Source organism: Aequorivita sp. CIP111184, from assembly GCF_900489465.1.
Taxonomy (GTDB): domain Bacteria; phylum Bacteroidota; class Bacteroidia; order Flavobacteriales; family Flavobacteriaceae; genus Aequorivita.
Window position 1 is genome coordinate 18,219 of record NZ_UEFQ01000019.1, and the last position, 25,050, is coordinate 43,268.

The following is a 25,050-nucleotide window of genomic DNA, read 5'->3' on the forward strand; positions in this document are numbered from 1 at the left end:
ATTTTTAGTCGGTTTGGTTGAAGACCTTTTCAATCTTGTTAAAAAAGGCATTCATATCAAACGGTTTTGTTATGAAATCATGGGCTCCAGCCTGTATGCATTCTGCTTTTGCCTCCTCCAGCGCAGACATCATAATAACGGGAACGTGTGCCGTGGAGCTGTTGGTTTTTATTTTGTTGCATATTAGCAAACCGTCCAAACCGCCCAGAAACTTATCCAAGAGCACCAGGTCTATCCTATTTTCCTGGATATTATTATCTATTTCGCCCGGGTGTTGTTGCACCCAAACTTTATATCCCTTAGAAGTAAACATATATTTTAACATTTCCCCAATTATGCGGTCATCTTCAACTATTAATATGTTCTTCATACATCCTTTATTTTATCGCTTCCAGAAATAATGGGAAGGGTAAAAATAAATTCAGATCCTTTTCCTTTTTTGCTCTTTAGGTCAACGCGCCCATTGTGACGCTCTATAATCTCTTTGGCCAAAAAGAGACCAATCCCAAAACCGGTAAAAGTGGTTTCGTCTTTTCCACTTACACGGTAAAACCTTTCAAAGAGGTGTTCGTGATCCTTTTTGTCGATCCCGATTCCTTTGTCTTTTACGCTTACGGCCCCATTTTCTTCATCTACTTTGTAAACACGAACAGTAATGTTTTTATTATCTGGGGAATACTTTATGGCATTCGTTATGAAATTAATTAAAACCTGATTTATCCTGTCCTTGTCGCCATATACGCTGAAAGTATCATCCTGGATTATCTTTATTTTATATTCGTGGGTGGTATATTTTATGTCTTGCACACTGCTTTCCACAAGTTCATTTATACTGAAGGCTTCCCGTTGCAATTCCAGTTTGCTCTCCTCCACCCGTGTAAGATCTAGCATTTCTGAAATTAGGCGGGTAAGCCGCGATACTTGGCTGTCTATACGTTCTAGGCTGGGTATTAATGGAATGCTGCCTAAGGTATCCTGCGTCCCACTTTTCAGCATCATCAACAACAATTGGGTATATCCTTTAATGGAGGTAACGGGGGTTTTGATCTCGTGACTTACCATTTTCATGAATTCCTCCTTACGTTTTTCCTCATCCTTTAATTTCTGTATTTCGGTACTGGCACCTACCCACATAATGATTTTTCCGGTTTCATCCTTAACGGGATTGGCGCGGCTAATATGCCATTTAAAATCCCCATTTCTGTCAAGAAGTCTAAATTCCATCTCAAAATCATTCCCGGTTTTCACTGCACTCATCCAGTTTTGTTCTACTGTAGGTAACTCCTCTGGGTGCATCAATTTCCCCCAGCCTTCTTTTTTTATTTTTTTCATAGTCAATCCCGAAAAATCGGTCCAGACGTTGTTGAAATAAAATAGTTCCCCATCCACGGTTGCATTGATTATCATATCTGGTACCAAGTCGGTCATTTGATGAAACCGAGCTTCGCTCAGTTTTAGTTTTTTATGCAGTTCGGCTTGGATAGTAACTTCGGTCGAGATAACGGCAACACCCTCAATTTTTCCATCCAAATCCCGTTGGGCTTGGTAAACAAAATCGAAATATGGCATTTCCATTTTACCGTTGCGAATAAGGTTCATGGGCATTTCGTGGGCATGATAGGCTTTGCCAGTTTTTAGAACGTCCAGCAAATGCTTATCAAAACCCTGCCCTTCCAGTTCCGGTATAGCCTCCATTAAGGGCTTGCCGATGGCACTTTTATCTTTGCCCCACGCTTCCAAAATGGCATCGTTGGCCGTGGATATCACTAAATCTTCTCCTACAAAAATAGCGATAAGGGAAGGCGAAGAATGTATCATTTCATTATACCTGTGCGCACTTTCCTCTACCATTTTTCGGGCAAGTACTTGCTCGGTTACTTCATTTACTATTACCATAATACCCGTAATAATATTGTCCTGATCGCGCATGGGTTGGCACACAAAATTATAAAATCCCGGTTCGGCTTTCTTTTCCCTGCCCATCTTCACTTCCATTTCGTTACCGTAGTAAGGTTCCCCGCTTTTTAGTGAGTTGTAAAGAAGTTTTTTGAGACCGTGTTCTTTAAGTTCGGGCAAGGCTTCAAAAATAGGCTTGCCCACAAAGTCTTTTTCTTTTTCAACCAAATGCAAGAAAAGATCGTTAGCTAGTTCTACTTTGTAATCTTTATCTTTTAAGAACATGATGGCCACGGGGGCCTGCATTACTAAGTTTTTAAATTTCTCTAAAAGTTCTTGTTTTTTTTTCCAATGATGCTTTTGTGCCGTAATATCCTTAATGGCTAATAGAATCAAATTCTTGGATCGGTCCTCCCGTTTAATCTCCGTGGCATTCAAACACATAGTGCGTTCCCCAATGTTTTCAAAAGTATGGACTACCTCAAAATTTTCAAAGCTACTTTTTTTTGGCAGAATGGTTTCAAGTTGCCTACGTAATTCAGGGATGTTCCATTGGTTGTTGCCCAGTTCATAGATCAACTTGCCTTCTGTTTCCTTCTCTTTAGTATGAAAGGCTTTATAATAAGAATTGTTAGCGGCGGTTACTTTGAGGTTCTTGTCCAAAACTAACAAGGGTTCATGGATGGTTTCCACTATGCTTTCGGCATAATTACGCTCTTCCGTTACCAACTCGTTTAAGTTGATGAGCTCGTGGTTTATTACTGTTATTTCTTCATTTGTGCTTTGCAGTTCCTCCTTACTGGTTTCCAGTTCTTCGTTTAAGCTTTGCAGTTCCTCGCTTCCGCTCAGCAGTTCTTCATTTGCACTTTGTAGTTCTTCATTGGCGGCTTCTTGATCTTCGGTGATGCCACGCATATCTTCAAGAGTCTGCTCAAGTTCTTTTTCCAATTGCTGGATGCGCAGGTCCTTTTCATCTTTTTTGGAATCTTTTTTATTTAGGGTAAGATCTTCCCGGGCTGCTAACTGCTGGTGAAACAGCACCAAATAATGCGGTTCAACCACATTTGGAAGCGGCACGGCTTCCAAAGAAATCATCTGCCGGACGTCATTTTCAACAAAAGCGATATTTTCTTTTGTAACCGAAGTGCCCTCTTTCATTACTTTATGGATGATGTTTCGCAACTCAATCGTCAAACTCCCTTTTGCCATTTTGAACAGGTTATGGCTGGGTTTGCCACTTTGCTGCCCTAAATAACTGTTGGTGTTTCCATTGAAAAGGATAATATCCATGTCCTCATTCACCACAACACTGGCAGGGGTAAAGCGGCTTAATAATAGTTCATCTGCTATTTTTTTAAAATCGGTGCGCTTTTTTTCGGTTTCGGGTTCAGATTCTTTATCGGTTTGCGATCTTTTTTCGCTATACCTAGTGGAGGTCTTTGTAACGGAAGTAGCCGTATTTTTCCGAGTATATAGCTTGTCTTTCTTATTTACTGGGCTAAATTGCTCAGGCATACTGTTATTGGTTTCCGATTTTCCAAGCAACAGATACCCACTTTCGTTTAAAGAGTAATGAAACGTAGAAAGGGCTTTTTTCTGTAAGTATGGCTGCAAATAGATGAGTACGTTTCTGCAGCTTATAATATCCATATTGGCAAAAGGAGGATCGCTCAGGAAATTATGAACTGCAAATACGCACATTTCCCTGATTTCTTTATTAAGTTGGTAGCCGGTTTTAGTTTTGGTGAAGAATTCCTTCAACCGCTTAGGGCTTACATTTTCCACTTCACTAGTTGTGTACAACCCTTTTCGTGCCTTTGCTATCGCGGGCTCGCTGATGTCCGTCGCAAATAACTGTATTTTAATACCTGCCTTAGTTGCTGAATCGCCAATAAGTGACGGGTTGGCATTTAAGTATTCCTTCAAGCAGATAATTAGGGAGTAAGCTTCTTGGCCGGTACTGCATCCTGCAGACCAAAGACGTAAGGATTCATTACCTTTTTTTTGCTGAAGCATCGATATTAAGCGTTCGCACAGCGAATCAAAAACATCCACATCCCTGAAAAATGATGTTACGGGAATCAGCAAATCTTGGTACAACACATCCTGCTCGTTCTTGTTTTCCCTTAAGTAAGCAAGATAGGATGCTGGCTTTTTGTTTTTATTAATGGCCATCCTGCGGAGTATCCTTCGGCGGATGGTGGTCTGTTTATAATAGGTAAAGTCTGTGCCCTTGCGTATGCGCAACAATGAAAGTATTTTCCGGAAAACCTCTTCTTCCTGATGTGAAATGTCTTCTTTCTCAAAGCCATTTCTATCCATAGAGCGAATCAAATCCAAAATTTTGGTTGGTATTTCCTCAGGCTTGAGTATAAAATCAACCACGCCAGCATCTACAGCGCTCTGGGGCATCCCGTCCCACTCGGCAGATTGTTGGTCTTGTGCAAAGGTAATCCCGCCATTATCTTTAATGGCCATTAACCCCGCGGTACCGTCAGACCCTGTGCCGGAAAGCACAACGCCCAATGAATGATTTTGGTGCACTTCTGCCAGCGATCTGAAAAAGAGATCAATGGGCAGGTTTCGCACGCTCTTATTGGGAGTGGGTCGCGGGCTAAGCTCCAAAACCCCATCATTGGCCAAGAGCATTTTGTTGCTGGGGATAATGTATATGTGATCGGGTTCTACTTTAATATCGTCTGCGATTTCCAGCACCGGGATTTTTGTAACCTTTTGCAACAGCTCTGCCAACAGACTTTCGTGGTTGGGATCTAAATGTTGCACAAGTACGTAAGCCATACCCGAATCTTCCGGGATGGCTTCTACTAATTTTTTAAATGCGCCAAGGCCACCGGCGGAGGCGCCAATGCCTACTACTGGGAAATTGTTAGCAGATTTTGTAAGGTTCTTTAATGGTTTGCCCAAGATGTTGTTTTAAATGGTTCAATTACTTTGGTTAGTTCTCTTGGAAGAGGGGAAAAATGAACGCTGGAATATAATACTTTATAGTTTTATTTTTCCTAATATTATGATAATAAATCCTCGGTGCAATTAAATTTTTTGTGTTCTGGCAACCCATAGAATTTGGAGGATCGTTAGATTGGGGTTGGGAATTTCTATATTTATTTCAAAAAAATTTGGTTATTAAATTTTTCTGACGTTATATTTGCGCTCACAAAGTTCAAACCTTTATTGAAATGTTATCAAGAAAGGCCGAGGGATTAGACCCTATGACGCCTTAGCAACCCTTTCTCAGGAAAGAAGGTGCTACATTCTACAACGATTCTGGAATTTTTAGAATTGACGATAGATAACGACAAGACAATTTCTAATCTGAAATTGCTTTTCATTTATTCTTTTTAACATTTTTCTATTAAAGTACGTCGCAAGGCGCATTTTGGCTTTTGTTTTAATCTTTTTATTAACTCAAAAAAACTAGAAAAATGAGTACACAAAACAAATTCGCAACAAACTTGTTGCACGCAGGACACGATGTAACCGCTAACGGAGGAACCAGAGCGGTGCCAATTTATCAAACTTCAAGTTACGTTTTCAAAAACAGCGACCACGCTGCAAACCTTTTCAATCTTTCTGAACCCGGATTTATTTATTCGCGCTTAAACAATCCAACGTGCGATATTTTGGAAAAACGTTTGGCGGCTTTGGAAGGTGGCATTGGCGCAGTTACTACAGCTTCTGGCGCTTCTGCCATTTCAACCACATTTTTAACATTGCTTCGTGCTGGCGACCACATTGTAGCATCTAGCAGTTTGTATGGCGGCACTTTCAATTTGTTGAATGTTACTTTACCGCGTTTGGGAATTACAACCACTTTTGTGGATGCTACGGAGCCTGAAAATTTTGGAAAAGCAGTTAAAGAAAATACCCGTGCAATTTTTATTGAATCTCTTGGAAACCCAAAGTTGGATGTTTTAGATATTGAAGCGATTGCAACTGAAGCGAAAGCAAATAAAATTCCGCTTATTGTGGACAACACGGTTGCTTCTCCAGCTTTATTGAATCCCATTGCGCACGGTGCAAATATTGTAATCCATTCGCTAACCAAATACATTAACGGAAACGGGACAACCCTTGGCGGCGCAATTATCGATGCCGGTAATTTTGATTGGACCAACGGGAAATTTCCCGAATTCACGGAACCTTCCGCCGGATATCACGGTTTGGTTTATTCCGAAGTTTTAAAGGAAGCAGCTTTTATAGCGAAAGTACGTCTTGAAGGTCTTCGCGATTTCGGCGCTGCGTTGAGTCCGTTTAGTGCTTTTCAAATTATTCAAGGTTTGGAAACTTTGGAAATTCGAATTAAAAAACACAGCGAAAACGCACTGAAGTTTGCTAAATGGCTTCAAAGTCGCAAAGAAGTGGCTTGGGTGAATTATCCCGGTTTAGAGGAAAATCCTTATTTCAACCTCGCACAAAAATACCTTCCCGAGGGGCAAAGTGGTTTAGTTACTTTCGGCGTAAAAGGTGGTTTTGAAACCGCTAAAAAAGTAGTCGATAATGTGAAGTTATTTTCACTTTTGGCAAATATTGGCGATACAAAATCCTTGATAATTCATCCAGCAAGTACAACGCACCAACAATTAAGTTTGGCAGATCAAACTGCATCTGGCGTGAGTCAAGATTTGATTAGACTTTCTATTGGTTTGGAAAATATTGAAGATTTAACGGCAGATATCGAACAAGCTTTCGAAAGTGTTTTTAAAGAAGAATTGGTTTAATGTTTTAATCTCACGTCTAATATCTCACTCTTAATGTCTAACATCTCATCTCAAACCATAAAAGAATACACCACCAAAAGTGGATTTCACTTTAAAAACCTTCCATTAACCTATCAGGTTTTTGGACAGAAATTGGGCACGGCGCCCATTGTTTTAGTGACGCACGCACTAACTGGAAACAGCAATGTGTGTGGTGAAAACGGTTGGTGGAAATCTTTGATTGGTACTGAAAAGTGCATTGATGTTAACAAATATTCCATTCTTGCTTTTAATATTCCCGGGAATGGATACGATGATTTTTTCATTGAAAACTATGAAGATTTCACCATTTACGATGTTGCCCAATTGTTTTTAATAGGATTAGCAAAACTACAAATACCGTCGGTTTTTGCAGGAATCGGCGGTTCATTGGGTGGAAGTATTCTTTGGCAAATGGCAGTTTTGAAACCTGGATTGTTTCAGAATTTAATTCCCATTGCAACCGATTGGAAAGCGACAGATTGGGTGATTGCGCAATGCAGGGTGCAAAAGCAGATTTTAAATAATTCTGATAATCCTGTGCACGATGCGCGTATTCACGCAATGACTTTTTATAGAACGCCGCAATCTTTTAAGCAGAAATTTAATAGAAGTTTGAGTGACATACAGAATATTTATAATGTGGAAAGTTGGTTGTTACATCACGGCAAAACTTTAGACAAACGTTTTCAGTTGCAAGCCTATAAATTGATGAATCACTTATTGATGACGGCGATTTGTGAAACAGAAGATGAATTCTTGGAATTAGCCTCAAAAATTGAAGGAAACATTTATTTGGTGGGAATAGACAGTGACGGACTTTATTTAAATGAAGAGATAAAAGAGACCTATTCTTTATTAAAACCTATAAAAAGCAATGTGCATTTTGCTGAAATAAACTCCATTCACGGGCACGATGCATTTTTAATAGAATACGAACAATTGGCGGGAATTCTGGGCCCCATTTTTAATTCAGAAAAGAATATTACAAAAACAAAAAATTATGAGCACGCAAATATTAGATAATCCGGTTTTGGACCGAATTGACCTAAACAGTATAAAAAAGAAAAAAATAAACATCGCCATTTTTGGCCACGGAAATGTGGGCAGCCATTTGGTGGATCAAATCATCTCCTCGAAGGAGGAGATCTCAAGAAGACGCGATTTAGACCTCAATATTTTCGCAGTTGCCAATTCAAAAACGGTTTTGCTTCAACAGAAAGGTTTGAATGCAGATTGGAAGGAAGAAAAAGTTGAATCTGGGCAATCTTATAATGTTAAAGAAGTAATTTCCTTCGCAAAAACCAACAATCTTCAAAACCTGATTTTGGTTGACAATACAGCAGATGCTGGCTTTGTCCATAATTATTCAGCTTTTGTTGAAAACGGTTTTCATTTGGTTTCCTCAAATAAAATCGCCAATACGTTGGATTTGAAGTTTTACAAAGAATTACGCAGAAAACTGATTTCAAAACAGAGGCAGTATTTATATGAAACGAATGTAGGCGCAGGGCTTCCGTTGATTGATACAATCAAACTTTTGCATCTTTCGGGAGAAAATATCACGAGAATTCGCGGTGTGTTTTCAGGTTCGTTGAGTTATATTTTTAACACTTTTTCCGAAGAAGAGAGATCGTTTAGCTCCGTTTTAAAATCGGCAATAGACAAAGGATTTACAGAGCCCGATCCGCGCGAAGACCTTTGCGGCAATGACGTTGGACGGAAATTACTTATCTTGGCTCGTGAATTGGATTTGCATAACGAGTTTGCTGATATTTCAATACAAAACCTAATTTCAAAGGATTTGCGAAACGTTTCAAAAGAAGAATTTTTGACGCGAGTACAGGAATTGGACGTTCCGTTTCAAATAAAAAAGAAAAATCAATCGAAGGACTGTGTGTTCCGTTACGTGGCAGATTTGCACGGCGATTTGTCAAAAGAAACAGGCGCACTATTGGATGTGAGTTTGGTATCGGTTCCAAAAAATAGTATGTTGGGCGCACTTCGCGGCAGCGATTCAATTTTTGAAATATACACCGAAAGTTACGGTGATAATCCAATAGTTATTCAAGGTGCCGGAGCGGGAGCAGCGGTTACGGCAAGAGGTGTTTTTGGTGATATTTTGCGAATAAGCGATAAAGATTGAAAAAAGACATAAGACCGCTGCGCTAAAAGATGTAAGACGTAAGACTAAAAAAATAAAAAATTTATTCCTACGCCCTAAGTCTTATCGTACTATGTCATTTTCAACTAAATAAAAAAAATATATAATTATGAAAGTTACCCTAGACAGAAAAAACGAAAAATTCCTTTTTGAAGCAAAAGGCTCTTCCGGCGTTCCAGTTTTCATCGATAACAAATCTGATGAAGCTTCAAAAGGTGCCAGCCCAATGGAATTATTGTTAATGGGCGTTGGCGGTTGTAGCGCCATAGATATAATCTTAATACTACAAAAACAACGGCAGGAAATCACTTCCTATAAAATGGAAGTTGAGGGCCAACGAAAGGAAGTTCGTGATTCCAAACCGTTTGAGGCAATTCACGTAACCCTTTATTTGGAAGGCAAAATTGATGAAGCAAAAGCAATTCGCGCAGCGCAGTTGAGTTTTGAAAAATACTGTTCGGTTTCCATTACCTTGGAAGGTTCAGTGAAAATTTCATATAGTATTGTGTTAAATGGGAAATCATTAGATATATAGAATTATCAAAAAACAATGATGAATAAAATACAACAAGCACTTCAAAACCGAATATTGATCCTGGACGGTGCAATGGGCACGATGCTTCAGCGCTATAAGTTTTCCGAAGAAGATTTCCGTGGCGAGCGGTTCAAGGATTTCCATAAATCGGTAAAAGGGAATAACGATTTGCTTTCCATTACGCACCCGCAAGCAATTGCAGATGTCCATTCAAAATATTTTGCCGCAGGCGCAGATATTGTGGAAACCAATACTTTTTCTAGTACCACAATCGCGATGGCCGATTATGATATGCAGGATTTGGTTTATGAATTAAATTATGAATCCGCCAAAATTGCTAAACGAATCGCGGATGAATTCACTGCCAAAGAACCAAACAAGCCTCGTTTTGTTGCGGGAGCAATGGGTCCGACAAATAAAACCGCAAGTATGAGCCCAGATGTGAACGATCCTGGATTTCGTGCGATTTCTTTTGAACAATTACGAGTTGCATACAGGCAACAAGCCGAAGCGCTTATTGATGGCGGCGTAGATTTTCTTTTGGTCGAAACTATTTTTGATACTTTAAATGCCAAAGCAGCACTTTTCGCAATTGATGAACTAAAGGAAGAACGAAATATCGACATTCCAATAATGATAAGCGGAACCATTACAGATGCTTCGGGAAGAACACTTTCTGGCCAAACCGCGGAAGCATTTTTGATTTCAATTTCGCATATTCCACTGTTAAGCATTGGTTTCAATTGTGCTTTGGGCGCCAAACAACTCACTCCTCATTTGGAAGTTATTGCAAACCGCACCAATCTTGCCGTGAGCGCCTATCCAAATGCGGGATTACCAAACGCATTTGGCGAATATGATGAAACTCCGCAGCAAATGGCTGCGCAGATAAAAGAATATTTAGACAAAGGAATAGTAAACATTATAGGTGGTTGCTGCGGAACAACGCCAGAACACATAAAAGCCATCGCCGAAATCGCTTCGCAATACAAGCCGCGAGCAGTTTTTTCATCTGAAAATATTTCAATATGATTCCAACAAAAATAGAAGTAGAAGAAGCTTGTGAACGCATAAAACCATATGTTCACAATACGCCAGTATTGAAATCATCCTATTTAAATGAACTTTCAGGCGCTGAAATTTTATTTAAATGTGAGAATTTTCAAAAGATGGGAGCTTTCAAAATGCGAGGTGCTACCAACGCAATTCTTCAACTTTCCGAAGAACAGAAAAAAGCTGGTGTTGTAACACATTCCTCTGGAAATTTTGCACAGGCACTGTCATTGGCTGCTAAAAATCTTGGAGTAAAAGCATACATAGTAATGCCTGAGAATGCTCCACAAGTAAAAAAAGAAGCAGTAAAAGGCTACGGTGGAATCATTACAGAGTCAGAGTCAACGCCAATTGCCCGTGAAAATGAGGCGGAACGTATTCAGAAAGAAACCGGGGCGACTTTTATTCATCCTTCCAACGATAAAAATGTGATTCTCGGAAATTCGACTTCCGCCGCAGAATTATTGCAGTCCCATCCCGATTTGGATTATGTTTTCGCCCCAGTTGGCGGTGGTGGCTTGATTGCTGGCACATCGCTTTCTGTGAAATATTTCAGTGCTGATTGCAAAACAATCGGCGGCGAACCTTTTGAGGTTGACGACGCTTTCCGAAGTCTAAAAAGTGGAAAAATAGAATTCAACGAAACCACAAATACAATCGCCGACGGACTTAAAACTTTCCTAGGCGACGTAAATTTTCCGATAATAAAAGAATTGGTTTCAGAAATTATAAGAGTTGAAGAAGTCGAGATCATTACAGCAATGAAACTAATTTGGGAACGAATGAAAATTATTGTGGAACCAAGCAGCGCGGTTGCATTTGCAGCCTTACTTCGCGAGAAAGAACGATTTAGACATAAAAAAGTTGGTATTGTAATTTCCGGCGGAAATGTGGATTTGAAGAATTTACCTTTCTAGTTGATTGTTGTTGGTTGATAGTTGATGGGTGAAAATCTTGATTTTTTTATAATTAAATATTGAATAAAAATTGAATTAGTCTTTTTAAAGCTCAAATTAAAAACAGGAAATTAAAGGGAATCTTTATATCAAAAAATAATATGAAAATCCATCAACTATCCACTTATAACCAAAAACCAAATTTTTATGGAATATAGAGATTTAGATGTGTGGAAATTTTCTCGGAGACTAGTCAATTCTATTTACGTACTGACCAAAAGTTTTCCGAAGGAAGAATTGTATGGATTGACAAATCAAATAAGAAGATGCGCAATTTCCATTCCATCAAATATTGCGGAAGGTTGCGGTAGAAGAACATCAAAAGACACAATTCAATTTTTATATATTTCTCGTGGTTCATTATATGAATTGGAAACACAATTATTCCTTGCTTTGGATCAAAATTTTATAAGTGAAAATCAATTGAATGAAATCGTTTCCCAGATAGGAAGTTGTAAAAAGCTGTTGAACGGATTTATTAATTATTACAAGAAATTATAATGAAAGCCCAACAACCAACAACTATCAACCAACAACCAAAATACCTGAAATTATCAGGTTTAGAGCCACTTATCATCACCTCCGAAAGTAATTTCATAAATGTGGGCGAGCGCACTAATGTGGCGGGTTCAAAGAAGTTCCTTCGACTTATAAAAAATCGAAATTTTGAAGAAGCACTTTCCGTGGCTCGCGAACAGGTGGAAAACGGTGCGCAAATTATCGACATCAATATGGACGATGGCTTGATTGACGGCAAAGAAGCGATGGTGAAATTTTTAAATCTCGTGATTGCCGAACCAGATATTTCCCGCGTTCCAATTATGATTGACAGTAGTAAATGGGAAATCATTGAAGCTGGATTGCAGGTTGTTCAAGGGAAATGCGTTGTGAATTCCATCAGTTTAAAGGAAGGCGAAGCAGAATTTATCCACCACGCAAAATTGATAAAACGTTACGGGGCCGCGGTAATTGTAATGGCTTTTGATGAAACAGGGCAAGCCGACAATTACGATCGAAGAATTGAAATCGCCAGTAGATCTTATGATATTTTAGTGAATCAGGTGAAATTCGCCCCAGAGGATATCATTTTCGATTTAAACATTTTTCCCGTGGCAACGGGAATGGATGAGCATCGAAAAAACGCAATCGATTTTATAGAAGCTACCCGCTGGGTTCGTGAAAATCTGCCGTACGTAAGTGTAAGTGGGGGCGTGAGCAATGTTTCCTTCAGTTTTCGCGGCAACGATCCCGTTCGCGAAGCGATGCATTCTGTGTTTTTGTATCACGCGATTCAGGCTGGAATGAACATTGGGATTGTAAATCCCGCTATGATCGAGGTTTATGACGATATTCCAAAGGATCTTTTGGACCGAGTGGAAGATGTAATGTTCGATCGTCGCGATGATGCTACAGAGCGATTGTTGGATTTTGCCGAAACCGTAAAAGGCACAACAAAAGAAAGTAAAATTGATTTATCGTGGCGGGAAGAACCTTTGCAAAACCGTATTACGAGAGCTTTGGTAAAAGGAATCGATGAATTTATTTTAGAAGATATTGAAGAAGCTCGACAAAATGCCAATAAACCCATTGAGGTAATAGAAGGCAATTTAATGACCGGAATGAATGTGGTTGGCGATCTTTTCGGAAGTGGAAAAATGTTCTTACCCCAAGTCGTTAAATCGGCGCGGGTTATGAAAAAAGCCGTGGCGTATTTACTTCCGTACATTGAAGAAGAAAAACTTAAAAATCCACAAATAGGTGATTCAAAAAACGCGGGAAAAATATTGATGGCAACCGTAAAAGGCGATGTTCACGATATTGGAAAAAACATTGTTGGCGTTGTTTTAGCTTGCAATAATTATGAAATAATAGACTTAGGCGTAATGGTCCCGCCCGAAAAAATTATAGCAACCGCAAAGGAAGAAAACGTGGATGCCATAGGTTTAAGCGGCTTGATTACACCTTCTTTGGACGAAATGGTCTTTCTGGCAAAGGAAATGCAACGACAAAATTTCAAGGTTCCTTTATTAATTGGTGGTGCAACTACAAGCAAAGCACACACAGCTGTAAAAATAGATCCGCAATACGAATGCGCGGTGGTTCATATAAATGATGCTTCACGAGCGGTAACAGTTGTTGGGGATTTACTGAAAAGGGAAACTTCGGTTCTGTATAAAGAGAATTTGAAAAAAGATTACGATGTCTTCAGAAAAGATTTCCTGAAACGTCAAAAAGTAAAAACTTATTTGCCGATTTCCGAAGCGCGAAAAAATAAATTTCAAATTGATTGGAATACTTCAGAAATAATTAAACCGAAACAACTTGGCGTTCAGGTTATAAAGGATTTCGATTTAAATCTTTTGGAACAATATATAGATTGGACGCCATTTTTCAGAAGTTGGGAACTTCACGGAAGATATCCCGATATTTTGAAAGATGAAATTGTTGGCGAACAAGCTTCTGAATTATTTGAGGACGCAAAAAAAATGCTTCAAAAAATAATTTCAGAAAAACTGTTGGAAGCAAGAGCTGTCTTTGGAATTTTTGAAGCGAATACGGTAAATGATGATGATATTGGTTTGGAAATTTGTCAGTCTGAGCCTGTCGAAGATCCAAATTCCATCCCGAAGCTTCGGGACCAAATCCCAAATTCCATTTTCCGGACTTTACGCCAACAATCCCAAAAAGCAAAAGGAAAACCAAACATCGCTTTGTCAGATTTTATTGCTCCGAAAGAAAGTGGACTTCAAGATTATATTGGCTGTTTCTGCGTGAGTACTGGTTTTGGAACGGCAGAATTGGCTGCTAAATATGAAAAAGAGCACGACGATTACAATTCAATAATGGTAAAAGCTTTGGCAGACCGCTTGGCAGAAGCATTTGCGGAATATCTTCACAAAAAAGTACGGACAGAATATTGGGGCTACGCTTCCGAAGAAAACCTTAGCAACGAAGATCTGATTTCAGAAAAATATAAAGGAATTCGCCCCGCGCCAGGCTATCCCGCCTGTCCGGATCATTTGGAAAAACTTACTATTTGGGAGGTTTTGAAAGTGAAAAAAAATATAGGCGTGGAGCTTACCGAAAGCTTGGCAATGTGGCCGGCGGCTTCGGTTTCGGGATATTATTTTGCGAATCCCGAAGCGCGTTATTTCGGAATTGGGAAAATAAAGGAAGATCAAATTGAAGATTTCGGAATTCGAAAGAATATGAATTTAGAAGAAGCCACGAAGTGGTTGAAAACCAATTTAGCGGATTAATAACAAAAAGATACCCGCCAAAGTTTATATTGAGCGGAGACGAAATACGGGCATTACTATGAAAGTAACAGAACACATAAAAAACGGTAACGGAAAAACACAATTTTCTTTTGAAATTTTACCGCCATTGAAAGGTGAAAACATACATTCCATTTTTGAAAATATTGATCCATTGCTGGAGTTTAAGCCGCCCTATATCAACGTAACATACCATCGCGAGGAATATGTTTTTAAAGATTTGAAAGACGGTTTAATAGAAAAGAAAGTGGTTCGCAAACGTCCGGGAACTGTTGGTATTTGTGCCGCGATTCAAAATAGATATGAGGTTGACGCGGTGCCACATATTCTTTGTGGCGGATTTACAAAAGAAGAAACAGAGAATTTTTTAATCGATCTTCAGTTTTTGGGGATTGATAATGTGATGGCACTTCGGGGCGATGCGGTGAAAAGTGAAACCTATTTTTCACCAGAAAAGAACGGACATAAATACGCTTGCGACCTCGTTTCACAAATAAATTTCTTAAATAAAGGCGCTTATTTGGATGATGAACTTCAGCATACTTTTCCGACGGATTTCTGTGTGGGCGTTGCGGGTTACCCCGAAAAACATATGGAAGCGCCAAGTAGCGAAAGCGATATTCATTTCCTTAAAAAGAAAATTAAAAACGGTGCAGAATATATTGTAACGCAGATGTTTTTTGACAATGAAAAATATTTCAAATTTGTTGAAAAATGTCGAGCAGAAGGCATTACCGTTCCAATTGTTCCAGGATTGAAGCCTATTGCAGTAAAGTCGCATCTCAATCTAATTCCACATAGATTTAAAGTAGATTTACCCGATGCTTTGGTTATGGAAGTTGTGAAAGCGAAGGATAATAAAGCCGTTCGGCAAATTGGGATTGACTGGTGCGTTAAGCAAAGTCAGGAACTTGTAAAAGCTGGCGTGCCTTTTCTTCATTATTATTCTATGGGGAAAAGCAGCAATATTAAGGAAATCGCTTCGCAGGTATTTTAAGATTGCTTTATTTTGCGACAATGTCCCGAATCGTATTTTTTTTATTTCTTATCACGGCTTCTTTTGTTTTTTCACAGGAAAAGAACAAGGATTTTTTCGTGGATGCAAATTATTTCTACGGAACCATTCTTCGGCATAATAAGGATATTTCGCATTTGGTAAACAATCATCCCGATGGTTTCATTGTTGGTTTTAACCGAAAAACTTACGGAACCAAACGCTGGCATCAGGAATTTAACTACCCCGATTGGGGCTTTTCATTTGTGCATCAAAACGCACATTATGATGTTTTGGGTGAGAATTATGGCCTTTATGGACATTTCAATTTTTACTTTTTAAAGCGAAATCTTTTCTTCCGAATAGGGCAGGGCATCGCTTATAATACAAATCCGTTTGATTTGGAAACCAATTTCAAAAACAATGCTTACGGAAGCCGTTTGTTGAGTTCAACGTATTTGATGCTGAATTACAATAAGCAAAATATTTTTAAAAATTTCGGGCTACAGGCAGGAATTGCTTTGGTGCATTATTCCAATGGAAATTTTAAAGCGCCAAATTCGAGTACGAATGCTTTTACTTTAAATGTAGGGGTGCAATATTCGGTTTCAGAAAAGCCTTCAGAATATATTTCCGATTCGCTTCCGAAGAAAATTTCTGAGGCAATTAAATACAATTTCGTGCTTCGCGGCGGCTTGAATGAAAGTGATTATTTAAATCTTGGGAAACATCCGTTTTTTGTAGTTTCAGCATTTGCAGATAAACGGTTGAGTTATAAAAGTACGCTGCAATTGGGCGCAGATTTTTTCTATTTACCATTTCTAAAAAAAGAAATAGAATATCTTTCAGTAGCTTTTCCAAGTTTCGGCGTTAAAGGCGATGAAGATTTTAAGCGCGTGGGGATTTTTGCGGGCCATGAATTGCGCATCAGTAATTTGGCAGTGGTTTCTCAAGTAGGCTACTATGTTTATTACCCCTATGATTTTGAAGGAAGAACTTATTTTAGGGTTGGTTTGAAATATTATATAACCGATAAATTTTTCAGCGCAATCACTTTAAAATCACATGGCGCCAAAGTAGAAGGTGTGGAATTTGGAGTGGGAATTAGAATATAAATTATGAAGAAATTATTTACCATCGGTTTGATTTTTTTACTGTTTTCGTGCAATTCCGAAAAGAGTTGGGATTGTATTCAAGCCGCAGGAGATTCTGTTTCCAAAGAATACTTTATTTCAGATTTTTCAAAAATTAGGATCGAAGATGATGTTACACTTTATTTAAAACAAGGTGAAACACAACAGGTAAAACTTGAAACCGGTGAAAACCTTTTGGGCGATATTTCCGTAAGTATTGAAGAAAATACACTTGTAGTGAAAGATCATAACAATTGCAATTTGGTTCGCGATTACGGAATCACAAAAGTTTTTGTAACAACCCCAAATATTTCTGAAATTAGAAATAGTTCGGCTTACGATGTAATTGGGGAAGGAATTTTAAATTTTCCACAACTTACATTGGTAAGTAATACTACTGCCGGACCTGAAACTTTTAGGAAGAGCGGTGATTTTTATTTAAATATTATCTGCGACGAATTCCGGGTAGCTGCCAATGGGCAAAGTGTTTTTTACATTACCGGAAATGCTAATAAAGCCACATTGAGTTTTAATGATGAAATGCCCCGATTTGAAGGCAAAGATTTTTTAATAAATGAACTTATTGTTTTTCAAAGAAGTGCGAATAAAATGATAGTGAATCCGCAACAAAGTATTCTCGGAAAAATCGTGGCAACGGGTGATATTGTTAGCTACAATCGCCCTGCTTTGGTAGATGTAAAAGAATTATTTACAGGTAGGTTATTATTTGAAGATTAGTTTATCTTTACTCGCGTTGAAAAAAATATGAAGCACCTTCTTTCCGTATTCACAATTCTAATTTTAAGTTTTCCGCTCTTTTCGCAGGAAAAAGAATTAAAGCCAGTTTCTTTGGAGGCTGATTTTTTCTACGGAAGTGTTTTGGAACACAACCCAGATATTGAACATTTAATATCGGGGCATCCCACAGGTTTTATTTTTTCATTCAACAGAAAAACATACGGTTTTAATGAATGGGAACGCCGTTATAATTATCCCGATTGGGGTTTTACGGTTGCTTATCAAGATTTGCACGATGAATATTTGGGCGAAGTTGTTGGGGCTTATGGACACTTCAATTGGTATTTTTTAAACAGAAATCTTATGGTTCGGGTGGGACAAGGAATAGCCTATTCTGGAAACTCATTTGATACCCAATCAAACTATAATAATAACGCTTACGGCACACAATTTTTAAGCACAACTTTTTTAAAAGGGAACTACGTACGAGAAAACATTTGGAAAGGTCTCGGGCTTCATGCGGGCTTCACAATCATTCATTACAGCAATGCTAATTTTAAAGCACCAAATAATAGTACTAACTCATTTCTGTTAAATGCAGGGGTAAGTTATCAATTGGATTATAAAGACTTTCCCGAATACATTCATAAAGAAGATTCACTCAGTAAAACACATGCCGAAAGATTTAAATATAATCTTGCCTTTAGAACTGGTTTAAATGAAAGTGATGTAGTTGGCCTTGGGCAAGAACCATTTTATGAACTTTCATTCTTTGTAGATAAACGCATTAACTACAAAAGCACATTTACCGCTGGTGTAGATGTATTCTTTTCAACCTTTTTAAAGGAATTGATCACCTATCGCTCCATTGCATATCCTGAAGATGGACTTTCTGGGGATGAAGATTACAAACGCGTTGGTGTTTTTGTAGGCCATGAATGGCGTTTTAATCGAGTAGCTTTTGTTTCTCAATTGGGCTATTATGTTTACTGGCCCTATGATTTTGAAAATCGCGTTTATAACCGTTTGGGCTTAAAACGTTATTTCTTTAATGATAACATATTTGCTTCCGTAACAGTGCATGCGCACTGGGCCAAGGCTGAAGCTGTAGAATTTGGCGTTGGATATCGATTATAGAATTTTTTTTCAGAAACAATAAATATGAAAAATATAATTTACGTTGTACTGATGCTACTTTTTGCCGGATGTGATTCGGAAAATGGTTGGGATTGTACACAAAAAGCAGGCGCTATTGTAGAAACGGAATTTACCGTGCAACCATTTACAAAAATACTTGTGTGGGAGCGTATACAACTTTTTGTTAAGCAAGGCGACGAACAAAAAGTAGTTGTAGAAACTGGTGAGAATTTAATGAATGATGTTGAAGTTTCAGTTATCGATGGAAAGCTTGAAATTCACAATAACAATTCCTGTAATTTGGTCCGCAATTATGGAATGACAAAAGTGTACATCACTTCACCAAATATTACTGAAATACGCAGTAGCACAGGCTTGCCGGTGGAAAGTATTGGAGTACTACAATATCCATCTTTAACGCTTTTATCTGAAGACCAACTAAACGAAGACGCATACCACACTGATGGTGATTTTAAAATGAATCTGGACGTTGGGCACTTGAATGTTGTGGCGAATGGTCTTTCTAAATTTTATTTAAGCGGAAGTGCCACAAGTGCCAGTTTTGGTCTGTATGCAAGCGATTGTAGAATTTTTTCTGAAAATTTAATCGTTCAGAATCTGATTATTTTTCACAGAAGTACGGGAGAAATGGTTGTAAATCCACAGCAGGCCATTAGAGGTAAAATAGTGGGTTTGGGCAACGTGATTTCAAAAACAAGACCGCCAATTGTTGAGGTGGAGGAATTGTATCGCGGGAAACTTATTTTTGAATAGTAAGCTCGCTGAATAGCTTTTCTAAAGTAGTATTTTTTTGATGCAGTTGAAGTATTTTCAAACCATTGTCGTGCGCAAAATCGAATACCTTTCCGCGCATATCCTGTTCGGTTTCAAAATAAAGCTGATAAACAAAACCAATTGAATTTTCAACCTTATCAATTTTTGGAAGCTGCTGAAGCGCCACTTCTTCAACACGGTAATCAAATTCCACTTCAATAATTTGTTGCTTTTTGTTCTTCAAGTCTGAAAGCTTTTTATCAAGAACAATTTCACCTTTATTTATAATTATAACGCGGTCGCAAATGGCTTCTACTTCCTGCATAATATGCGTGGAAAGCAAAACTGTTTTTTCCCTTCCAACATTTTTTATGAGTTGACGAATTTCAATCAATTGATTTGGATCCAAGCCTGTTGTTGGCTCATCAAGAATCAAAACTGCGGGGTTGTGCAGCAACGCATTTGCAAGCCCAACACGTTGGCGGTATCCTTTTGAAAGTTGACCAATTTTCTTATTCGCTTCTGGTGTCAATCCTATCTTTTCAATGATGCTTTCCACTTCAGATTTTGGAATATTATAAATCCCCGCATTAAAAAGAAGGTATTCGCGAACGTACATATCCAAGTAAAGGGGGTTGTGTTCGGGCAGATAGCCCACACTTTTTTTAACGGCAATACCATCTTTATTTACTTCAAAACCGTTCACGATAGCAACTCCTTCCGAAGCAGGAAGAAAAGTAGTTAGAATTTTCATCATGGTAGATTTTCCAGCGCCATTTGGACCCAGAAAACCGACGATTTCACCTTTTTCAATGGAGAACGAAACCTTGTTCAGCGCTTTTTGTTCGCCGTAGGTTTTGGTGATATTTTCAACTTTTATAGACATATTATTACAAAAACAAAGCTACATAAATTTCTTCCGAAGTGATTCTACTCTTCGATTTTAAATTTTTCATAAAACGTTTTAAAAATCACATTTATTGGCTAATTTAGCCGCAATGAATACAAATCTTATATACAATCCTTCCAAGGCGTGGTGGCATATGTTCAGAAGCATTCGCTAGTGGGGTAATTGTATTTTAAATATACTATGAAAAGTCCCATTCTTGGGGCTTTTTTTATGAAATTGAATTTATGGAAAATAAGAAAGAATTACGCGGTTGGCTAGATGCTTTTGGATTGGATCATCCACTTGTTATAGCTGGGCCATGCAGTGCCGAAACTGAAGAGCAAGTGCTGAAAATTGCACATCAGCTAAAAAATACAGACACTTCAGTTTTACGTGCTGGAATTTGGAAACCACGAACCCGTCCCGGAAATTTTGAAGGCGTGGGTGCTTTGGGATTAAAGTGGCTTCAAAAAGCAAAAGAAGAAACAGGATTGCTTACAACTACTGAAGTGGCAAACGCCAATCACGTTGATTTGGCCCTGAAACACGATGTAGATATTTTATGGATTGGGGCCCGCACAACGGTTTCGCCATTTATTGTACAAGAGATTGCAGATGCCGTGAAAGGAACCGATAAAATTGTTTTGGTTAAAAATCCAGTTAATCCAGATTTGGCTTTGTGGCTTGGCGCCGTTGAACGTTTTTATGAAGCTGGAATAACCAAACTCGGTGTTATCCACCGCGGGTTTTCTACCTATGAAAAAACGCGTTACCGCAACAATCCAGAATGGCAAATCCCTATTGATCTTCAAAATACATTTCCAGATCTGCCGCTCATTTTGGATCCGTCACACATTGCCGGTAGACGCGATATAATTTTTGAACTTTGCCAAACTGCGCTCGATTTAAATTATGACGGTTTAATGGTAGAGACCCATTTTGATCCCGATAATGCTTGGAGTGATGCCAAACAACAAATTACGCCAGCTACATTGGAAAAAATGACCATTGATCTTAAAATTCGAAAAGTGGAAGGTGATGAGGTTGAATTCAAGAACCAATTGAACACAATGCGAACACAAATTGACTTAATTGATGACCAAATAATGGATATGTTGGGCAAGCGAATGAAAATTGTGGATAATATTGGAGCTTTGAAAAAGAAGAATAATGTTGCAATCCTTCAAGTAAAACGGTGGAACGAAGTCTTGGGAAGAATGATTCTTGAAGGCGAAGAGAATAAACTTAGCGAGGAGTTTGTGCTAAAAATTTATAAAGCAATTCACCAAGAATCCATCAACCATCAGAAAAAGGTTATTAATGATTAAAAAGTTTTGCAACTTTGTGGAATGAAAGGCCTTGTCTATAAATCTACCGGAAGCTGGTACAGTGTGAAAGCTGAAAACGGCAATTTTTACGATTGCCGTATAAAAGGCAAATTCCGTATTGGCGGGATCAAAAGTACTAATCCCGTAGCGGTGGGGGATCATGTGGGTTTTGAAATTGAAAAAAAAGGAGATGAAACCGTAGGCGTAATTTCACATATTGATGAGCGTGATAATTACATCATTCGTAAATCTGTTAATCTTTCCAAACAAACACATATTATTGCGGCCAATATTGACATTGCGTTTCTATTGATTACCCTAAACAATCCACCAACATTTACTACTTTCATCGACAGGTTTTTGGTTACTGCGGAAGCATATCACATTAAAGCTGTGCTTCTTTTCAATAAAATTGACACTTACGACGAAGATCAATTGTTGGAAATAAAACTTCTTGCCGCGCTTTACCGAAAAGTTGGGTATGAGTGCATCGGAATTTCAGCAATTACAGGAAAAAATATCGACAAAGTAAAAGCTTTAATGCAGGATAAAGTAACGATGTTTTCAGGCCATAGCGGTGTTGGGAAATCTACTTTAATCAATGCTTTGGAACCAGGATTAGGTTTAAAAACCTCAAAAATTTCTGAACAACATTTACAGGGGCAACACACTACAACCTTTGCTGAAATGTTCGACCTTTCTTTTGGGGGACAGATAATTGATACCCCTGGCATCAAAGGCTTCGGAGTGGTTGAAATTGATAAAGAAGAATTGGGAGATTATTTTCCAGAGTTTTTTGATCTAAAAGAAAATTGTAAGTTTAACAACTGCCTTCATTTGGAAGAACCACAATGTGCAATAAAAGAAGCTTTGGAAAAAGAAGAAATAGCTTGGTCCCGCTACAAAAGTTATCTGCAGATTCTGGAAGGCGAAGAAGACCATTTCAGAAAAGACATCTATGAAAAATAGCAATCCAAAGAGCCAATAATCCAAAGAATAGTGCGTGTTTTAATTCAAAGAGTAAAAAAAGCATCCGTGAGTATTGAAGGAAAAGTTTTTTCTGAAATAAGTCAGGGCTTGCTTATATTTTTGGGAATTGAAGCCGCAGATAACCAAGAAGACATAAATTGGTTAGCCGGAAAAATTGCCCGTTTGCGGATTTTTTCTGATCAAAATGATGCAATGAACCTTTCTGTTCAAGATGTAAAAGGCGATTGTTTGGTTGTTAGCCAATTTACACTTCACGCAAATACCAAAAAGGGCAACCGACCTTCATTTATAAATGCAGCAAAGCCAGAAACTGCTATTCCCCTTTATGAAAAATTCATTCTTCAGCTTGAAAATGAGACCAATAAAAAAACATATACAGGAAGCTTTGGTGCTATGATGGATATTGCTTTGGTGAACGACGGTCCCGTTACAATTTGGATTGATTCAAAAAAAAGAGAATAATTTCTTTAACTTTTTTTTAACCTTTCATATATTTTATATATTGCCAAGCCATAAAATGTACCCATGAAAAAGATTTTTTGCTTGGCAATGCTATTTTGCTCAGCTAGTATATTTTCCCAAAAGGACTATTCTATAAAGTCCATTCCTAAAGAGTTAACAGAATCTTCAAATAGCGTTTTGATTGATGAATTGGTAGAAATTGATGTTACCGACATTGGCAAAATGAAAGAAAAAGCCCATCGAGTTATCGCGGTTTTTAATAAGCTTGGGGATGAAGATACCAACCTTTATGAATATTATAATGAAAACTCGCGAGTAAAGGATATTGAAGTGCGAATCTTCAATGCTGCTGGAAAGGAAATTGAACACTTTAAAAAGAAAGATTTTATGGACGTGAGCCGCACTGGCAATAATATGTACATGGATTCGCGAGCTTTGTATTTAAGATATACGCCCACAACCTATCCTTATATTGTGGTTTACGATAGTGAAACAGAAACAGGGGACTCTGCATTCATAAGCCCGTGGTATCCTTTAAGCGGATATGCCGAAAGCACCCAAAAAAGCGTTTTAAAAATTAAGTTTGATCCATTAAACAAACCAAAATATAAGCCTAAAAATCTGGAAGGTTGGGATATAAAAATTTCAGAAACTCCTGAAGAAATCACTTTTTCGGCTTCAAATCTTACTACAATACGTTATGAAGAGCACAGTCCTTCACCTAGTGATATTTTTCCAAATGTAACCATTGCCCTAGACAATTTCCGATTGAAAGGTACTTCTGGCTCGGGTAAGGATTGGAAACAATTTGGAAGTTGGATGGACAAAAGTTTGCTATCAGATGTCCGTGATTTACCCGAAGGCACTTTAGCACGGGTAAAAAGTTTGGTTGCCAATGAAACCACCAATGAAGGAAAGGCTCGAAAAATTTATCAATTTCTTCAAGATAAAGTGCGTTACGTAAGTATACAGATAGGCATTGGCGGGTGGAAACCTATGCTTGCATCTGATGTTGATAAACTGAGTTATGGCGATTGCAAAGCGCTGACAAATTACACCAAAGCTATGCTTGAAGCTGTTGGCGTTCCATCTTATTACACTATTCTGTATGGCGATAGAAGTAAAAGAAATATTGTTGCAGACTTTTCGTCGCTACAAGGAAACCATATGATTTTAGCCATTCCCGATGGTGAAGAAATAACTTGGTTGGAGTGTACAAGTCAAGATACACCTTATGGCTTTATTGGAGATTTTACAGACGATAGGGATGTGTTGATAATTACGCCGGAAGGCGGGAAAATAGCCCACACAAAAGTTTATGAAACTGAAGATAATTCCCAAGAAAATGTATCAAAAGTAAAAGTTGATAAAGAGGGAAATGTAATTGCTAATTTTAAAGGTGTTTCAAAAGGGCTTCAGTATGATGACAAATATTTGCTTCCGAAGGAAAAAAAAGAAGATTTGGATGAAAAATACAAAAGCCGATGGAGTTATATTAACGGTTTTTCAATAAACGATGTGAATTTAAATAATGATAGGGAGGAGATTGCTTTCACTGAAAACTTATCGCTCACTATTCCCAATTATGCAAATCCGGTAGGTAATGATTATCTTTTCTGTGCTAATATTTTTAACCAAAACCAATACATTCCGCCGCGTATTGAAAACCGCAAGCAAAATCTTTTTATAGGTACTGGATTTATGGATGTTGATACAGTAGAAATTGAAATTCCTGAAAATTTTAGTATTGATGGGCTTCCGGAAGAAACCGTTTTGGAAACCAAATTTGGTAAATATGAAATGAGTTTCAGTAAAGTATCTGACAATAAGTTAATCTACAGTCGAAAAATATTAATCAATAAAGGCGAATATCCTCCTTCTGAATACGAGAATTACAGAGATTTTTTACGATCAATCGCCCGTTTGGACAAAACAAAAATACTTTTAAAACAAAATATCTAATAAA

Annotated in this window: 20 protein-coding genes and 1 riboswitch; of the genes, 17 read left to right on the plus strand and 3 right to left on the minus strand. The window is 38.1% G+C overall.

From position 1 onward, the window contains the following. Positions 1-4: 4 nt before the first annotated feature. Complete coding sequence (locus AEQU1_RS07960) at positions 5-370, minus strand: PleD family two-component system response regulator (protein WP_111880226.1); 366 nt, start codon at positions 368-370, stop codon at positions 5-7. Beyond that, complete coding sequence (locus AEQU1_RS07965; RefSeq protein WP_111880228.1) at positions 367-4,821, minus strand: chemotaxis protein CheB; 4,455 nt, start codon at positions 4,819-4,821, stop codon at positions 367-369. The genes AEQU1_RS07960 and AEQU1_RS07965 overlap by 4 nt, the downstream gene beginning before the upstream one ends. A gap of 272 nt (positions 4,822-5,093) precedes the next feature. Continuing rightward, positions 5,094-5,213, plus strand: a riboswitch (SAM riboswitch). Positions 5,214-5,339: 126 nt separating this feature from the next. Between AEQU1_RS07965 and AEQU1_RS07970 the strand changes: the two genes are divergently transcribed. The 13 genes from AEQU1_RS07970 (at position 5,340) to AEQU1_RS08025 (ending at position 19,415) form a co-directional block, all read left to right on the plus strand. Next, on the plus strand, positions 5,340-6,635 hold the full coding sequence (locus AEQU1_RS07970) for an O-acetylhomoserine aminocarboxypropyltransferase/cysteine synthase family protein (RefSeq protein ID WP_111880229.1): 1,296 nt from the start codon (positions 5,340-5,342) through the stop codon (positions 6,633-6,635). 33 nt (positions 6,636-6,668) lie between these two features. After that, on the plus strand, positions 6,669-7,679 hold the full coding sequence (locus AEQU1_RS16370; protein ID WP_111880231.1) for an alpha/beta fold hydrolase: 1,011 nt from the start codon (positions 6,669-6,671) through the stop codon (positions 7,677-7,679). Beyond that, the gene (locus AEQU1_RS16375; RefSeq protein ID WP_111880232.1) at positions 7,657-8,799 is read left to right on the plus strand and encodes an aspartate kinase; all 1,143 of its coding nucleotides are present in this window, start codon (positions 7,657-7,659) and stop codon (positions 8,797-8,799) included. The genes AEQU1_RS16370 and AEQU1_RS16375 overlap by 23 nt, the downstream gene beginning before the upstream one ends. Positions 8,800-8,926: 127 nt before the next feature. Next, positions 8,927-9,352, plus strand: coding sequence for an OsmC family protein (locus AEQU1_RS07980; protein WP_111880234.1), 426 nt, complete (start codon positions 8,927-8,929; stop codon positions 9,350-9,352). 18 nt (positions 9,353-9,370) lie between these two features. Further along, positions 9,371-10,384, plus strand: a complete 1,014-nt coding sequence (locus AEQU1_RS07985) for a homocysteine S-methyltransferase family protein (RefSeq protein ID WP_111880416.1) — start codon at positions 9,371-9,373, stop codon at positions 10,382-10,384. Beyond that, positions 10,381-11,322 (plus strand): pyridoxal-phosphate dependent enzyme, encoded by a 942-nt coding sequence (locus AEQU1_RS07990; protein WP_111880235.1) that lies wholly within the window; start codon positions 10,381-10,383, stop codon positions 11,320-11,322. Before AEQU1_RS07985 ends, AEQU1_RS07990 begins: the two co-directional genes overlap by 4 nt. Positions 11,323-11,508: 186 nt before the next feature. Further along, positions 11,509-11,862, plus strand: coding sequence for a four helix bundle protein (locus AEQU1_RS07995; RefSeq protein ID WP_111880237.1), 354 nt, complete (start codon positions 11,509-11,511; stop codon positions 11,860-11,862). Next, positions 11,862-14,621, plus strand: coding sequence for a methionine synthase (gene metH / locus AEQU1_RS08000; protein WP_111880239.1), 2,760 nt, complete (start codon positions 11,862-11,864; stop codon positions 14,619-14,621). The genes AEQU1_RS07995 and metH overlap by 1 nt, the downstream gene beginning before the upstream one ends. Positions 14,622-14,679: 58 nt before the next feature. Further along, positions 14,680-15,636 (plus strand): methylenetetrahydrofolate reductase [NAD(P)H], encoded by a 957-nt coding sequence (gene metF, locus AEQU1_RS08005; RefSeq protein ID WP_111880240.1) that lies wholly within the window; start codon positions 14,680-14,682, stop codon positions 15,634-15,636. Between the two features lie 20 nt (positions 15,637-15,656). Continuing rightward, positions 15,657-16,748 (plus strand): acyloxyacyl hydrolase, encoded by a 1,092-nt coding sequence (locus AEQU1_RS08010; RefSeq protein WP_111880242.1) that lies wholly within the window; start codon positions 15,657-15,659, stop codon positions 16,746-16,748. A gap of 3 nt (positions 16,749-16,751) precedes the next feature. Beyond that, positions 16,752-17,504 carry a head GIN domain-containing protein gene (locus AEQU1_RS08015; RefSeq protein WP_111880244.1) on the plus strand — a complete coding sequence of 251 codons (753 nt, stop codon included), beginning with the start codon at positions 16,752-16,754 and terminating at the stop codon, positions 17,502-17,504. A gap of 27 nt (positions 17,505-17,531) precedes the next feature. Further along, positions 17,532-18,641 carry an acyloxyacyl hydrolase gene (locus AEQU1_RS08020; protein ID WP_111880245.1) on the plus strand — a complete coding sequence of 370 codons (1,110 nt, stop codon included), beginning with the start codon at positions 17,532-17,534 and terminating at the stop codon, positions 18,639-18,641. Between the two features lie 24 nt (positions 18,642-18,665). Further along, a complete protein-coding gene (locus tag AEQU1_RS08025; protein ID WP_111880247.1) occupies positions 18,666-19,415 on the plus strand; it encodes a head GIN domain-containing protein in 750 nt (249 codons plus the stop codon). Here AEQU1_RS08025 and gldA read toward each other — a convergent pair. Then, positions 19,402-20,301 carry a gliding motility-associated ABC transporter ATP-binding subunit GldA gene (gene gldA / locus AEQU1_RS08030; RefSeq protein WP_111880249.1) on the minus strand — a complete coding sequence of 300 codons (900 nt, stop codon included), beginning with the start codon at positions 20,299-20,301 and terminating at the stop codon, positions 19,402-19,404. The two genes, AEQU1_RS08025 and gldA, sit on opposite strands and share 14 nt — an antisense overlap. A 248-nt stretch (positions 20,302-20,549) precedes the next feature. Between gldA and AEQU1_RS08035 the strand changes: the two genes are divergently transcribed. The 4 genes from AEQU1_RS08035 (at position 20,550) to AEQU1_RS08050 (ending at position 25,046) form a co-directional block, all read left to right on the plus strand. After that, positions 20,550-21,632, plus strand: a complete 1,083-nt coding sequence (locus tag AEQU1_RS08035; RefSeq protein ID WP_111880250.1) for a bifunctional 3-deoxy-7-phosphoheptulonate synthase/chorismate mutase type II — start codon at positions 20,550-20,552, stop codon at positions 21,630-21,632. A 21-nt stretch (positions 21,633-21,653) separates the two neighbouring features. Continuing rightward, positions 21,654-22,601, plus strand: a complete 948-nt coding sequence (gene rsgA, locus AEQU1_RS08040) for a ribosome small subunit-dependent GTPase A (protein WP_111880252.1) — start codon at positions 21,654-21,656, stop codon at positions 22,599-22,601. Between the two features lie 30 nt (positions 22,602-22,631). Further along, positions 22,632-23,084, plus strand: a complete 453-nt coding sequence (gene dtd, locus AEQU1_RS08045) for a D-aminoacyl-tRNA deacylase (protein ID WP_111880254.1) — start codon at positions 22,632-22,634, stop codon at positions 23,082-23,084. 63 nt (positions 23,085-23,147) lie between these two features. Next, complete coding sequence (locus tag AEQU1_RS08050) at positions 23,148-25,046, plus strand: DUF3857 domain-containing protein (protein ID WP_111880256.1); 1,899 nt, start codon at positions 23,148-23,150, stop codon at positions 25,044-25,046. The last annotated feature ends 4 nt before the right edge of the window (positions 25,047-25,050 follow it).

What these genes read in the sequence shown, in the direction of transcription:
- AEQU1_RS07960 (WP_111880226.1), bottom strand. Translation starts at nt 370, where the DNA reads ATGAAGAACATATTAATAGTTGAAGATGACCGCATAATTGGGGAAATG.
- AEQU1_RS07970 (WP_111880229.1), top strand. Translation starts at nt 5,340, where the DNA reads ATGAGTACACAAAACAAATTCGCAACAAACTTGTTGCACGCAGGACAC.
- AEQU1_RS16370 (WP_111880231.1), top strand. Translation starts at nt 6,669, where the DNA reads ATGTCTAACATCTCATCTCAAACCATAAAAGAATACACCACCAAAAGT.
- AEQU1_RS16375 (WP_111880232.1), top strand. Translation starts at nt 7,657, where the DNA reads ATGAGCACGCAAATATTAGATAATCCGGTTTTGGACCGAATTGACCTA.
- AEQU1_RS07980 (WP_111880234.1), top strand. Translation starts at nt 8,927, where the DNA reads ATGAAAGTTACCCTAGACAGAAAAAACGAAAAATTCCTTTTTGAAGCA.
- AEQU1_RS07985 (WP_111880416.1), top strand. Translation starts at nt 9,371, where the DNA reads ATGAATAAAATACAACAAGCACTTCAAAACCGAATATTGATCCTGGAC.
- AEQU1_RS07990 (WP_111880235.1), top strand. Translation starts at nt 10,381, where the DNA reads ATGATTCCAACAAAAATAGAAGTAGAAGAAGCTTGTGAACGCATAAAA.
- AEQU1_RS07995 (WP_111880237.1), top strand. Translation starts at nt 11,509, where the DNA reads ATGGAATATAGAGATTTAGATGTGTGGAAATTTTCTCGGAGACTAGTC.
- metH (WP_111880239.1), top strand. Translation starts at nt 11,862, where the DNA reads ATGAAAGCCCAACAACCAACAACTATCAACCAACAACCAAAATACCTG.
- metF (WP_111880240.1), top strand. Translation starts at nt 14,680, where the DNA reads ATGAAAGTAACAGAACACATAAAAAACGGTAACGGAAAAACACAATTT.
- AEQU1_RS08010 (WP_111880242.1), top strand. Translation starts at nt 15,657, where the DNA reads ATGTCCCGAATCGTATTTTTTTTATTTCTTATCACGGCTTCTTTTGTT.
- AEQU1_RS08015 (WP_111880244.1), top strand. Translation starts at nt 16,752, where the DNA reads ATGAAGAAATTATTTACCATCGGTTTGATTTTTTTACTGTTTTCGTGC.
- AEQU1_RS08020 (WP_111880245.1), top strand. Translation starts at nt 17,532, where the DNA reads ATGAAGCACCTTCTTTCCGTATTCACAATTCTAATTTTAAGTTTTCCG.
- AEQU1_RS08025 (WP_111880247.1), top strand. Translation starts at nt 18,666, where the DNA reads ATGAAAAATATAATTTACGTTGTACTGATGCTACTTTTTGCCGGATGT.
- gldA (WP_111880249.1), bottom strand. Translation starts at nt 20,301, where the DNA reads ATGTCTATAAAAGTTGAAAATATCACCAAAACCTACGGCGAACAAAAA.
- AEQU1_RS08035 (WP_111880250.1), top strand. Translation starts at nt 20,550, where the DNA reads ATGGAAAATAAGAAAGAATTACGCGGTTGGCTAGATGCTTTTGGATTG.
- rsgA (WP_111880252.1), top strand. Translation starts at nt 21,654, where the DNA reads ATGAAAGGCCTTGTCTATAAATCTACCGGAAGCTGGTACAGTGTGAAA.
- AEQU1_RS08050 (WP_111880256.1), top strand. Translation starts at nt 23,148, where the DNA reads ATGAAAAAGATTTTTTGCTTGGCAATGCTATTTTGCTCAGCTAGTATA.